The 12,909-nt window shown below is 44.4% G+C and carries 10 protein-coding genes, 5 tRNA genes and 1 pseudogene; 6 read left to right on the plus strand and 10 right to left on the minus strand.

Translation table 11 applies throughout. The annotated features are described in order from the left end of the window. Positions 1-214 (minus strand): annotated as a pseudogene (locus tag V6C11_RS17000) (IS1634 family transposase); the annotation flags it as partial. 255 nt (positions 215-469) lie between these two features. Between V6C11_RS17000 and V6C11_RS17005 the strand changes: the two are divergent. From V6C11_RS17005 to V6C11_RS17015, 3 genes are all read left to right on the plus strand, one after another. Further along, positions 470-545 (plus strand) — tRNA-Val (locus V6C11_RS17005). Positions 546-553: 8 nt separating this feature from the next. Next, positions 554-629 (plus strand) — tRNA-Thr (locus tag V6C11_RS17010). A 94-nt stretch (positions 630-723) separates the two neighbouring features. Then, positions 724-799, plus strand: a tRNA-Thr gene (locus tag V6C11_RS17015). A 74-nt stretch (positions 800-873) separates the two neighbouring features. On the opposite strand, the gene V6C11_RS17020 is transcribed toward V6C11_RS17015, so the two are convergent. After that, complete coding sequence (locus tag V6C11_RS17020; protein ID WP_333532389.1) at positions 874-1,077, minus strand: hypothetical protein; 204 nt, start codon at positions 1,075-1,077, stop codon at positions 874-876. A gap of 11 nt (positions 1,078-1,088) precedes the next feature. Then, positions 1,089-4,349: a DEAD/DEAH box helicase gene (locus tag V6C11_RS17025; RefSeq protein ID WP_333532390.1), complete on the minus strand. Its 3,261-nt coding sequence runs from the start codon at positions 4,347-4,349 to the stop codon at positions 1,089-1,091. Between the two features lie 307 nt (positions 4,350-4,656). On the opposite strand from V6C11_RS17025, the gene V6C11_RS17030 reads away from it, so the two are divergent. Next, positions 4,657-4,732: transfer RNA gene (locus tag V6C11_RS17030), tRNA-Val, on the plus strand. A gap of 4 nt (positions 4,733-4,736) precedes the next feature. Beyond that, positions 4,737-4,813, plus strand: a tRNA-Asp gene (locus V6C11_RS17035). Positions 4,814-4,928: 115 nt separating this feature from the next. On the opposite strand, the gene V6C11_RS17040 is transcribed toward V6C11_RS17035, so the two are convergent. From V6C11_RS17040 to V6C11_RS17060, 5 genes are all read right to left on the minus strand, one after another. Further along, positions 4,929-5,588 carry an ABC transporter ATP-binding protein gene (locus V6C11_RS17040; RefSeq protein WP_333532391.1) on the minus strand — a complete coding sequence of 220 codons (660 nt, stop codon included), beginning with the start codon at positions 5,586-5,588 and terminating at the stop codon, positions 4,929-4,931. Next, entirely contained in the window at positions 5,578-6,516 is a 939-nt protein-coding gene (locus V6C11_RS17045; RefSeq protein WP_333532392.1) for an ABC transporter ATP-binding protein, read from the minus strand. Before V6C11_RS17045 ends, V6C11_RS17040 begins: the two co-directional genes overlap by 11 nt. 10 nt (positions 6,517-6,526) lie before the next feature. Then, positions 6,527-7,348, minus strand: a complete 822-nt coding sequence (locus V6C11_RS17050) for an ABC transporter permease (protein WP_333532393.1) — start codon at positions 7,346-7,348, stop codon at positions 6,527-6,529. Beyond that, positions 7,345-8,334 carry an ABC transporter permease gene (locus tag V6C11_RS17055; RefSeq protein ID WP_333532394.1) on the minus strand — a complete coding sequence of 330 codons (990 nt, stop codon included), beginning with the start codon at positions 8,332-8,334 and terminating at the stop codon, positions 7,345-7,347. Before V6C11_RS17055 ends, V6C11_RS17050 begins: the two co-directional genes overlap by 4 nt. Positions 8,335-8,400: 66 nt before the next feature. Then, complete coding sequence (locus V6C11_RS17060; protein ID WP_333532395.1) at positions 8,401-9,981, minus strand: ABC transporter substrate-binding protein; 1,581 nt, start codon at positions 9,979-9,981, stop codon at positions 8,401-8,403. 478 nt (positions 9,982-10,459) lie between these two features. On the opposite strand from V6C11_RS17060, the gene V6C11_RS17065 reads away from it, so the two are divergent. Continuing rightward, entirely contained in the window at positions 10,460-10,627 is a 168-nt protein-coding gene (locus tag V6C11_RS17065; protein ID WP_333532396.1) for a hypothetical protein, read from the plus strand. A 37-nt stretch (positions 10,628-10,664) separates the two neighbouring features. Here the strand turns inward: V6C11_RS17065 and V6C11_RS17070 are convergent, their stop codons facing one another. Continuing rightward, complete coding sequence (locus V6C11_RS17070) at positions 10,665-11,495, minus strand: stalk domain-containing protein (RefSeq protein ID WP_333532397.1); 831 nt, start codon at positions 11,493-11,495, stop codon at positions 10,665-10,667. A gap of 287 nt (positions 11,496-11,782) precedes the next feature. Further along, positions 11,783-12,685, minus strand: coding sequence for a DMT family transporter (locus tag V6C11_RS17075; RefSeq protein ID WP_333532398.1), 903 nt, complete (start codon positions 12,683-12,685; stop codon positions 11,783-11,785). Positions 12,686-12,909 lie beyond the last annotated feature (224 nt).

Below are 12,909 nucleotides of genomic sequence, written 5' to 3' on the forward strand. Positions count from 1 at the left end.
CACGTTTGAGTTCTTTTTCCTTTTGATTCAATTCATCAATGTAGTTTTTAGCCCATTCATAAGGATCCTGTCCATTTAACTTTTCTCTGAGTTCGGCTTCGGTTCCGAGTTTCTCTACAATCACTGAGGAATTTGACTGAGTCTTACTGTTATAAACAGATTTTATTACATAAAGTGAAGCTGCATTTTTAGACTTGGTCACCTTGAGTCTCATTATAAATGTTGCCTCCTTTTCTTATATTATAACACAGTACGATAAGGTACGATACAAACAAAAGAGAAAAAGACAAAAAAATAAGCCTATATCAAGGCTTTTGGGCAATTTTTCTTTATTCAACTGTCAAAGACCCGGGCTTGTTGACAACTAGCAATAAATAGTGGCAAAATGTAAGGTTATTGTAACGGTTGTCGCAAATATAGATTTTTGTTGACTTGTCTTTTTATTTCTGTTAACATAAGTCATGTCAATGGGCGATTAGCTCAGCTGGGAGAGCGCCTGCCTTACAAGCAGGATGTCGGCGGTTCGATCCCGTCATCGCCCACCATTCATTATGCTGCTATAGCTCAGTAGGTAGAGCGTATCCTTGGTAAGGATAAGGTCATCGGTTCAATCCCGATTAGCAGCTCCAATGTCAGGATCTTGCTTTTTGGCAAGATCCTCTTTTGTTTGTAAGTACCACTTGCATTCTAGGTTCGTCTTTGATACTATAGCAATTGAATTAGGCTGGGGTAGCTCAGTTGGTAGAGCAATTGATTCGTAATCAATAGGTCGAGGGTTCAAGTCCCTTCCTCAGCTCCAGTAAAAAAATCCCTTGGTATTACCATGAATACCAAGGGATTTTTTTACCATAATCATTTTACATAATTTACCAATTAATATATTTTACCACCTATGCCTAGGTTTCGTTTGCCACTGTTTTGCTCTTTCTCTCCCGACCTTACTATTTCTAAATGTTCTTCTGTATAGCACCATCTACCTGTTAGTGCCTTTCCGCCAGGAGAAAGGCAACGGCCTTCTTTATTTATTGGTGCTTTAACATCCCTCGAAAATCCTTCCCTGCTGTTGATTTTTTCCACCTGGGAGAACTCTAAATACCTAATATTTCTTTAAGATCATCCTCGGATAAGCTAGACAGGGCTGCTTCCCCCGGCTGAATGACTTGTTCAATTAATTCTTTTTTCTGCTGTTGCATCTCGTATATTTTTTCCTCAATGGTACCCCTGGTAATGAGTTTCATCACCTGAACACAATTTCTTTGTCCCATGCGGTGGGCCCGTCCCGCTGCCTGTTCTTCTACGGCAGGGTTCCACCATAAGTCATATAAAATCACTGTATCGGCACCTGTTAAATTCAGGCCAGTTCCTCCCGCTTTTAAAGAGATAAGAAAAAGCTCCTTCTCCCCACTATTAAAACGTTGGGTCATTTCCACACGTTCCTTTGCAGGGGTTTGTCCATCAAGGTAAAAATAGCTCTTATTCATTCGATTAAGCTCTTCACTAATGAGCCGCAACATACTGGCAAATTGAGAAAATACCAAGAGCCTTCGATTATTTTCCAGGGCGTTTTCAATCATTTCCATGAGCTGCTCTAGTTTACCGGACTGGCCGTTATAATTTTCCAGAAAGAGGGAAGGGTGGCAGCACAATTGTCTAAGACGTGTTAATCCTGCCAAGATCTTAATACGGCTTTTTTCGAATCCCTCGACTTGTAAGGAGTCCTTCGTTTCCTGTCTTATTTTTTCTAAATAAGCAAGATACAGTTCCTTCTGTTCTTTGGTTAATTCAGATTGATGCACGGTTTCAATTTTTTCCGGCAGCTCTCTTAGTACGTCTTGTTTTACCCGCCTTAATATAAAGGGCCGAACCATCCGGGCAATACGATCCCGTGACAGATTGCTAAAGCTGCGTTGACTCTGAAAAAAGCCCGGCTGTATGGCATCAAAGAGGGACCAAAGTTCATCCAAGGAATTTTCGATTGGCGTTCCGCTTAGGGCAAAGCGTTTGGCTGCCTGGATACCTTTGACTGCTTTGGCCGTTTTAGTTAAATGGTTTTTAATGGCCTGTGCCTCATCTAAAATTAGGGTATCAAATTCCATCCCTTGATATAATTCAAAATCCTGCCGCAATAATGGATAAGAGGTGATAAAGACATCTGGCTTACATTCACGTAGAAGTCTGCTTCGTTCATCAGGTGTACCGTAAACTACCACAACCTCTAAATTAGGTGCAAATTTTTCAAACTCACTTTTCCAGTTGTAAACCAGAGAAGCAGGAGAAACAACAAGCGAAATTCGTTCCTGCCCTTTCGCTTCAATTTTTTCTGAAAGGAGAAAGGCAATGGCTTGCAGCGTCTTGCCAAGACCCATGTCATCAGCCAAGATGCCGCCCAGCCTGTAATGTGCCATGGTTTTCAGCCACTGATAGCCAGTCTGTTGGTAATCCCTCAGTGTTGCTTTTAGGTCTGCTGGTAGTACAAAATCAATTGCCTCGGGATTCTTCAGATCTTGAACTAAGCGGCGAAATTTCTTGCCTAGTTTGACAAAATTCTGGTTTGCGCCGTTAATGATGCCATCAATTTGCAAGCCACGATATACCGGGAGTTGGAGTGCTTCCTTTTTATACCACCCTTTTGGAAGTTGTAATTCCCCAAACAAGTGGTTCATTGTTTGAAAGGCTTCGTCCTCCAGGGAAATAAAGGCACCATTGGTTAAGCGATAATACCTCTTTTTTTCCACCACGGATTGTAAAATCTGTGTTATCTCTTGGCGGTCAATTCCCTCCAGGTCAAAGTTAATCTCCAATAAATTACCCTCGGAATTAATATCCACCTTGGTCATAGGTGCATGTTGCCTGGGCATAATCAGAGCTTTAACAGCATTGGTCAAAAATAGCTCCGCCTGCTCCTGAAGCCTTGGCAGAGACATATATAGAAACTCATAAATCTCATCTTCACCTTCTAGGTAACATTCCCTTCCGTTAAACCTTAAAGGAGTGTTTTCAAAGATTTTCATAATTTCCTGTTCTTTTTCCACCTGCCGCATGAGTATTATTTCTTTCTCAATCTTTTCTACCTGATCCCTTTGAAAAGGATCAATGATAATGTCACCATAATGATATTCGATTCTGGCCATGAGACGCTCGGCTTGCCGATCCACAAATACCTTGACAATTAAATCTGGGTTTAGGATTTGATCAGACACTTGCTCCGCTATTGCCACCCGACCAATTCGTTGCAATCCCGGTATTACGTGGGAGATCAAGCCTTGCATTTGATTTTGTGCCACCTGTAGAATACTTCCATTGGGTTCTTTTAAGAAACTTTTAATATTATCAAACAAATCTTTCTGAGTAGGGGATAATTTATAAACAATATTATTTTGCACCAGCCAGCCATAGGAATCATAGTAAGTGGTACCTTCTAGTGAGGTCAGATCGATTTGAAAATCCCCGGTGGCTCCTTTTTCTAAGTTGAACCGAAAGGGCAGTTTAAATTCTTCACTATCGGGTTGAAAGGTTAGGCCAACTTGTTCTTCAAAGGTTACATTTCGACCTTGTAGTTTTGCAAACAGCTTATCTGCCACCATGGGCGGAATACACAGTGCCCGCTCCTCCCCTATTCCAGAATGATAGTAACTCTGTTGCCGGTGATAAAATTCCTCCTGTTTGCTGATCTCCTGAAGGATTTTAATTACTTCTAGATCCTCTGCTGAAAAAGCATGTTCCGATGGTTGATAGGTGAACTTCTTTGTGAAATAGTAGCTAACCTGGTTTTCCATACACTGTAGGAATTCGTGAATATTTTTAACAATATAAGGCCGTTTTTCACCTGTCTTTAACTCTAGCTTAAGTAAATTGTTACGGTGAAAAGATCCTGTGGCATACCCCTTGATAATATATTCAACTATTAATATCTGTTTATGGTGGTTTCGTTCATCTACATTGGTGGGTTTATTTACAAAGGAATCAATCAATTGACCTGTTTTGTAATATTTGCGTGAATCCAGTTCAGCCTTTGCCGATCTTGCCATACCCCTCTGGGGTTGCTTGACTTCCCTTTGTTGTATTTGTTCAATTTCCAGCAAGGCTGCCACTATATGTTTACAGGTCCAATGGGTTTGATAGGCGGGGCAGTCGCAACTGGCATCTATGTCACGTCCCATTAACCTAACCTCTACCGAATATACCTCACTGCCAGCCACCTGGGCAAACCAAGTCTTATATGTCGGATCCTGCTCAAGCTCAAGTACACGCCCTTGTCTGAAATAAGAGACCCCCCGTTGGTAAATCGAAGCTGATTCGCACCATTTTTGAATATACTTTGTCGATAATAAAATATCTTCTGTATGCATATAAACACCTCAAAATTTTGGGCATTAAAATACGATTGAAACACTCAACTAATATCTATTTTATCATTTAAAATCGTGCTTTACATTCCCATTATCTCATCTAACCCCTGAGTTCAAACGATTATTCTTTAAATATCCCTTTTCGTGTTATTTCTAATCATCAAAAACATTACCTTACCTATATCCTCTTCACCAAATACTGCTTGTCTTCCATACTTTTGGTTACTCTGTATCCTAATAAAAAATATGTAAAAAAATATTGACTTAGTGTTATAATTTTGTTATTATATCAATTGTCAGTGAACGAGGGCGATTAGCTCAGCTGGGAGAGCGCCTGCCTTACAAGCAGGATGTCGGCGGTTCGATCCCGTCATCGCCCACCATAATGGAGCTGTGGTGTAGTGGCCTAACATGCCTGCCTGTCACGCAGGAGAACGCGGGTTCGACTCCCGTCAGCTCCGCCAGATAAGATAGCCGCCTTTAATACGAAGGCGGCTATCTTAATTTTTACTCAAAAAGCCCCCTATATCAGAGCTTTCCGCCCCGTTGCGGGGCAAAAGCACAACCCCGGTGATTGTTTTACACCGGGGCTTTTTGCGTTTTGCGGCGTTTATGTGCTTGTTCCCAACAGGCGTCTGTCGACATATCCAAGTGACGCGAACACAGTTTCTGCAACAGGGGTTCTGAGTGGCTGACGATCAGTACGCCTAAATTGCGGTAAGCCATTTCTTCTTCGAGAAATTTCCATATTTGCGCCTGCGTTATTAAATCAAGCATTGTACTGATTTCATCAGCAAGCAGGAATTTGGTTTTACTCACTAATGCACGGGCAATGCAAAAGCGCTGCAGTTCGCCTCCGGAAAGCTCCATCGGATAACGGCGCAGCCATCCTTCTTGAATCCCGAGACCCTGTATGATACGATCATCAATATCGCCCGCTTCCTTGAGCACTTGAAACATACGAAGCCGGGGGTTGATCACTAACTCAGGGTGCTGCCAAATCATCTGTACAGGACAATAGCCTGAATAAGCTTGCAGTGGCTTACCGTCTAATGTGACTTGACCACTCTCCGGCATAATATATCCTGCAAGGATTTTGCACAGCGTTGTTTTGCCAAAACCACTGGGAGCTCTCAAGCCGACAATCTCACCGCTTTCGATAGCAAGGGAGAAGTCATTCAAAATCTGGCGATTTCCGCTTTGATAATGAAAGGATAAATTTTCACCTTTAAGTAGCACAGCTTTCCCCCCTGATGCAACGCACATAGCCTCCGTTCATTTTGCGATAGGGTACTTCCGCATCGCAGTTCTTTTGTGCAAAGCCACAGTTGTTGAAAAATGGACAACCGCGTGGCTTGTCTGAGGCATAGGGCTGCATCCCCTCTATTGCTTTAAACCCGTTTTGCGGCATTGCGTGCCACAATGCTTTTGTATACGGATGCCGCAGCCTTGATACGTCTCTAAAATCAGAGGCACTGGCTTCTTCAAGGATCGTTCCGGCGTAAAATACTACCACACGGTCAGCCACCTCTACAGCCAACTCTAAATCATGCGTGATAAGAAGTACCGCAGCACCTTCGTTGGCGATCTCACGAAAGTGCTCAAGAACACCTTTGGCAGCGCTAATATGAAGCCCCGGTGTTGGCTCGTCAGCTATTACTAGTTTGGGACTTGCCATCACAGCTGTGGCAATAAGCACTCTGCGCGCCATACCGCCGGAAAGCTCAAAGGGATACAGCACTTCCGTTTCTGCCCCAAGGCCATAACGCTGCAGGGTCGCTGTTGCTTTTCTCTGGGTCTCCTGATCTGTCTTGCCGTTGCGAATCTGTGTGCCGACTTTCATAAGGGGATCAAGATAGGAGACGCTTTGCGGAACAAGTACAATTTCTTTGCCTCGAAGCTGTTCGATCCTCTTAGGGGTCAGCGGACTCCCTTGGTAGAGTATTTCACCGCCAAGAGAAGCATTATAAGGTAATAATCCTAATATAGCATGGGCGAGCAGGCTTTTGCCGCTGCCGCTTGCCCCCACTACTGCGACAATTTCGTTGCTATAAAGCTTTACACGCAAGTCACTAATCACCTGTAACCGGTGCTTTATTAATGCAGTGGTGTATTGAGAGAACGAAACAGATAGTTTGCGTACATCGAGAATCGGCGTCTTATCCATTTATACCCTCCTACTCATGTACGGTATTCGGATCAAGCAGCTTGCGCAGCGTGTTCCCGATATAGTCGAATAGAACGACTAAAAGCACAAGGGAAATTCCGGGAAAAACGGCAAGCCACCAGTTTCCGGTAACCAAGTATCTCATGCTTTCGGATAATATAATACCAATAGCCGGTTGTTCGGGTGATAAGCCAAATCCTAAAAAGGTAATGCTCGCCTCATGCAATATCGCATGAGGAAAAAGCAAGATCAATCCCACGACAAACTGCGGCAATAAATGAGGCAGCATATGCAAAACCAAAACTTTTAATCTCCCGGAACCAAGCTTTCTTGCCACCTGTACATAGCCGCTTTGTTTAAGCTGTAGAATCTCCCCTCGCATGACACGCGCAAGGGACATCCAGTGTGTGAGCATCACGCCTACGGCAACGCCCCAAAATCCTTTGCCGCAGGCAAAAGAAATAAGAATTAGTAGCAGCATATGGGGAATTCCCATGAGCAGATCAATCAGCCAAGTGACAAATGAATCAACTGCTTTTCCCATCATGGCTGACAAAGAGCCCAACACCAAAGCAATCAACGCACTTATTGTCGCTGTGAGCAAACCGATTCGAATACTCATAGAAAGCCCCACCAAGGTACGGAAAAACATATCGCGCCCTAACCAATCCGTTCCAAAAAGAAACTGCCAAGAGGGCGCTTGATTTTTTCGGCTAAAGTCCGTCTCCGTTGCCGCAGCCATAAGGACATTTCCTAAAACAAGAATGGTTATAATGAACAGGCTGGCTAGGATAAGCAGTATCAGAGCGGTTTTTCTGCGATTCCACCTCATCCCTCCATCCCCCTTCTGATCCGGGGGTCAACTGCGCCATAAAGCAAATTTGCGATAAAGTTCCCCGCAAAGACAATTGCGGCACTGATGACGGTAATCCCCATCAAGAGCGGAATATCTCCGCCAAGTCCGGCTGATACTGCCGCTTGGCCGAGACCGGGATACGAAAAAACCTGCTCAACAAGAATAGAACCGCCAAATATCTCACTAATTGAAGCGAATTGCAGCGTTATGGCGGGAATCATAACATTGCGAAGGCCGTGGCGAAAAATAATGGCTCTCTTTTTTTCGCCACGGGCAAAGGCAAACAACACATATTCACTTTCCATCACATCAATCATTTTTTCTCGGGTGTGCAGGGTAATATTGGATATACCTGTCATACTTAATACGACCACCGGAAGAATGGCATGCCGTAATCTGTCAAGCAGCGTTACAGAAGCCGCATCCGCACCGATCGGGATACTCAAGCCAATGGGCAGCATTCCTAACCAAACAGAGAATAACAACAAAAAAACCAGTGCGAGCCAAAACGCCGGGATGCTGGCAGTTATTAGGGCATATCCTTTTATGATTTTATCTATCGGCTTGTTTCTGTTGGCTCCGGCAACCACGCCAAGGGTAAACCCAACAACTCCCGAAATGATCCACGCAAAGGCCAGCAGCAGCAACGAATTGGAGAGTTTCTGTCTGATGACAGAAGAAACATCCTGACGATACAGCAATGAAACACCCATGTCGCCACGAATGAAATCCCCCGCCCAAGAAAGATAACGCTCGACCGGGGGATCGTTAACACCCCAATAGCCCTCCAGTTTTGCGATTTGCTCTTGGCTAAGCGATCCAAGGGCGGTTTGTCCGATGTTGGCCTGCAAAGGGTCAATAGGAGATACCGACACCAGAAAAAATGCCAGTATGCTTACACACAGCAAAAGCAGTATCAGTCGCATGAAATTTTTTAAAAGAAAAACTGTCGTTTTTTTCATCCACAAAAACCCCTATAAGAGGAGGCCGCATGGAGGCCATCTCTTATAACGCCTCAATTCATAATATTATTTCCAACTCCATTGATCGACATTGTTCGCAATAGACCACCCGTGACCGTGCGGATGCAGCTTTTGCTCAGCCACCTGCAGGTTTTCATTAGACCAATACAGGTGATCGATATTGACCAGCCATACCCATGCAACGTCATCAGCAGTTCCGGTTGTTCCGTCCCACTGCGCCTTTTGCCACAGCTCATAGGAAGCACTCAAATCGCTTGTGGAAAGTGCTTCATCCATATAAGCGTCAACAGTACGGTTGGCATAGGGGGAATATTCCGCCAAGCCCGTTTCCGGCATGGTGTGATAGATATTATAGAGCTCCATGGGCGTATGTGCACCCCAACCCCATGTCATAAGTTCGCTTTGAGCGCGGCTATAGGCCACGTCCCAGCCAACACCCTCAACGGTAACGTCAATGCCCAATGCCTTGATCTGATTGGCTGCGTCTGCGGCTAAGGCCTGCCTTACAGAGTCGCTTGCCGGGTAGATGATGCTGATTTCTGCGCGAAGCCCGTCCTTAACGCGAATGCCGTCCTCGCCTGCAACCCAACCGGCGTCCTCAAGTATGGTGAGAGATCCCTTAAAATCGTATTCGACCACCGTGTCTTCGTTAAACCAAGGCATCTTGTCGCAAACACTATAAGCCGGTGTACCATAACCATTCAGTACATTGTCGATCATCTGCTTGCGGTTTATCCCCATGTTAATTGCTTTGCGAATCACAATATCACTTGTTATGTCATTACCGATTTCGCCGTTAGCGGGAATTGTCGGCAAATTAAAACCACGGTTGTCGACTGTTGCAAAATTTAAGAGTTCATATCCCTCAATCACCTGGTCAGAGTAGGAAGCGGCGGTATATGCCAAATCCACCTGACCGGATTTTACCGCAGCAAAAGCAGCCGTCTCATCCATGAACACAATGGTTACTTTTTTCATGAGTATTTCGTCACCGTAATAATCCGAATTGGCTTCAAGGATGACCTGCTGTCCTTTGTCCCACTGTTTAAGTATATACCGACCCGAGCCTATGGGATTCTGACCGTAATTCGGGCCATAAGCATGCTCCGGCATAATCCCAACAATAGCCATCGTGTAGGGCCAGATAGAATAGGGCTTCGTCATATGAAACTGAACCGTGACCTCATCGACAGCCTCTGCTTTATCCAGCATGGTAAAGTCGTTGACAGAGCTTTCTGCCTTGACGGTATTGTAGGTAAAGGCTACATCGCTGGCTGTAAGCTTCTCGCCGTCGGTAAAATATACATCCTTGCGGATCTTGACCGTCCACAGGAGTCCATCCCCGCTTACAGATACATCCGTAGCCAGGTCGTATGCAATCTCCAAATCTTGGGTCGTAACCGTTAAGGTGCTCTGAATCAACGGCTCATGCATATGTTCCCCGGCTCCCCAGCCATAAGCAGGGTCGAAGCCAGCTTCAGGCTCAGAGGTTGTTCCCATCGCTATGATGACCGAATCCTTTTTAACCGCTCCGGCATTAGGAGCATCGTAAGTTTTTTGGCTGCAGCCAGCTAAAGCTGTCAGCAGTAGTAAAACCGCTGAAATCAGGGAAAGAGCTCTCTTCATTCCTCGTTGCCCTCCTAAAGATTTTGATTTACACTCAAAACCATGCCTTTTGTCCCTGGTTTGTTCGTGTTACCGGAATACAAAAAAGGCATACGGTTTATCTACAGAAAAACCGTATACCTTCATGAGTATACATTTCAGATTTATTATGCGCCAAACGAAACTACGAAGTACTTCTGCACTTCTCGATTGGCTTCAAGCCAATATACTCAATAGTATACATCCATTCCATGTATTTTTCAAGATAGCGAACCATAGGGAACTCGCAATCCAGGCTCTCTCTATTATATCTACTATTTTTTCCTGTTCTAAATTACAGAATTCTTGCACATTATTAAGTACTAAAATTTTTATACCAACAGCCTCCTCCTCTAACAGCCGCCCTCACCTCCGGGGCGGCAGTTTTTTTGATTAAAAAAATATATTATTGGAATAAACGGCTCCTTTCTAGGTACAATAATCCCAGGAGGGATGAACCATGAACTTTGCTTCAGAAAAGCAACATCATGCCTGGTGGGTTTTTCCCACCGCCATTGCCTTTGGATTGGGTTTAGCAACCTTCATGGGGGCACCAATGGGGCGACAGGTGGGCAGGGCTTTCTCCCTATGTAATCAACAAAGAGGAATCCGTAACCGGAATAACTAAGTAAAGGCCCGCGCGGGCCTTTACTATTTTTAACCTTTTATGGGAACTGAATATCTGTAATAATTAATTTACCCCCTTCATTTTTGTGTAAGGTATAAACAATCTCCTCAAATTCTGTAAGGCTATCCTCGCCCCAGATAGGCATTAGGGCATGAATTTTAGCTTCCGCTGGAGATAAGTACGTTACATTTAATTCCTTATTATAGAGCAGGGGTATGGACCCCTCGGTGAAAAAACCTATATATTGACCATCTTGAGAGGCTTCTTGCCAGATGCTGTCTATAAAGGTTTGATCCCAGTAATTACTTAGGTGCTTTATTAAATCCTCTTTGCTCTGTATTTTAGGAGAAGGTGCAATCTGATGTTGAGCTAAAAACTCGGGGTTATTATAATATTCTACCCGTAACATTTGCCTGTCAGCGGATAATAGGTGGCCAATCACTCCTTCTTTGGTCATCTCAGGACGATGAGATAGGGAAATAAACTTCAGACCGGGTTCCTCCCTATTTTCCAAATTAAGAATATGACAAATATCCTGAACGGATAGATAGGCCCTTCCTGCAATTAATCGAGGTGCTGTGTTTAAATTCAGGTCGGTTTGATTTAGGACTCCCCCCGGCTGCCTTAGGTTAATCTGAACAAAATTTTGTCCCTTGCGCCCTATAATAATCCCCTCTGGCAGGTTTGATTCTAGCTTATACCCAGCCTCCTCAAAAATTGGTCGTAGGGGCAGCATGACTTGTTTTTCCACTATTATTAACTGACAGTCCTTAAGCAGCCTACCATCTAGGGCAACTGAAGCTTCCGCATAGGCCGATCCACTCATAAAAATAAAAAACACCAAAACAACTAGCAATCTCCTTGGCACAAAAACCACCCCTCAAGTATATGTTCTTCTACCAATATTATGCTTGGTTTTTGGTATTTATTACCATTTATATTGTTTTATTCTGTCACAAATAAAAACCAGCGGCTATTTACAGCCGCTGGTAAAAATTCAGATCCGTACAGGGTTTCAAATTGTTTTGATCCATTTTTAGCTAGGCAATGGCCTCTTCTTTGCTGGCCTGAGGCAGTGTAAGTGATACCAGGTGCCCGTTTTGCCAAGCCGCAGCGGCAATACCCTGGCAAACCTCAATTAATTGAACTTGCGTCTTAAGCTTCCCCGCTTTGCAATTGTGCCTTTCTTTGGGAATTAATAAAAATATACAACCCGCAAATAATTATACACCCCCCGGCAAGCTGCATGGCCGTGGGAGCTTCCTGAAAGACAAAGTAGGCTAAAATGGTGGCACCCACCGGCTCACCTAAAATACTAACGGAGACCACTGCGGCCTTGACATATTTAAGCGCCCAACTGAAAAGGGAATGGCCAAAGATGGTTGGAAAAATGGCTAGACAAAGGAACCAGACCCAGGTCATGGCAGGGTATGGGTAGAAGGATGAACCCCAAACCATATTCAGCAAAAGCAGCACCAGGGTGGCAGCACCATATACCAAGAAGGTGTAGGGCAGAACCGACATTCTGGTTCGCAGGTGTCTGCCAATAAGTACATAGACAGCCACAAAAAAAGCACCGGCAAAGGCTAACATATCTCCCCACAGGGCTTGTCCGCCCACCTGGAAATCATTGATGCCAATCAATATACTTCCCCCAAGGGCTAGGCCAGCTCCTAAAAGACCGGCCCGGCCTATCCGCTCTTTGTATAAAAAGTAGCCCCCTGTAATAACAAAAAGAGGCTGCATGGTAACCAACACAGTGGAGCTGGCCACTGAGGTATAATTCAAAGAGCTAATCCAAACAGCAAAGTGCAGGGCCAAAAATACTCCGGATAAGCAAGCAAAGAGGAAATCCTTTTTTTGAATCCGGCCTAATTCCTTACGACCTGAAAAATAGGTTGGGGCAGCAATCAGCAAAAGAGTAAACCCCAGCCGATATACCGCGATGATTAAGGGTGGGGCCTCGGCCAATTTGGTAAAAATACTGGATAAGCCCATGGTCAAAACCCCCAACAGGATCACCAAATAGGGGTTTACTTTAGGCCTGTCTGCATACATAGCTACATCTCCTTTTACATAACATGTTACTTTTCTGCGAAACCCACTCTATTTCCTGCCGTCCTTATTTTAAAATAGCTGCCATTTGATGGTGTCAGGTATCTTGTTGCCTGGCTGAGGACTCCCCCGTAGCTTCGCTGTCCCCCCCTCTAAGAGGAAGGTTTAAACTATCTAAAAAAACAGGAGTGTCGTCAAACTGCTTATTAGCAGCGAACGACACCCCT

It is taken from the genome of Desulfotomaculum sp. 1211_IL3151 (assembly GCF_036763075.1).
Taxonomy (GTDB): domain Bacteria; phylum Bacillota; class Desulfotomaculia; order Desulfotomaculales; family Desulfotomaculaceae; genus Desulfotomaculum.

What these genes read in the sequence shown, in the direction of transcription:
- V6C11_RS17025 (WP_333532390.1), bottom strand. Translation starts at nt 4,349, where the DNA reads ATGCATACAGAAGATATTTTATTATCGACAAAGTATATTCAAAAATGG.
- V6C11_RS17045 (WP_333532392.1), bottom strand. Translation starts at nt 6,516, where the DNA reads ATGGATAAGACGCCGATTCTCGATGTACGCAAACTATCTGTTTCGTTC.
- V6C11_RS17050 (WP_333532393.1), bottom strand. Translation starts at nt 7,348, where the DNA reads ATGAGGTGGAATCGCAGAAAAACCGCTCTGATACTGCTTATCCTAGCC.
- V6C11_RS17055 (WP_333532394.1), bottom strand. Translation starts at nt 8,334, where the DNA reads ATGAAAAAAACGACAGTTTTTCTTTTAAAAAATTTCATGCGACTGATA.
- V6C11_RS17060 (WP_333532395.1), bottom strand. Translation starts at nt 9,981, where the DNA reads ATGAAGAGAGCTCTTTCCCTGATTTCAGCGGTTTTACTACTGCTGACA.
- V6C11_RS17065 (WP_333532396.1), top strand. Translation starts at nt 10,460, where the DNA reads ATGAACTTTGCTTCAGAAAAGCAACATCATGCCTGGTGGGTTTTTCCC.
- V6C11_RS17075 (WP_333532398.1), bottom strand. Translation starts at nt 12,685, where the DNA reads ATGTATGCAGACAGGCCTAAAGTAAACCCCTATTTGGTGATCCTGTTG.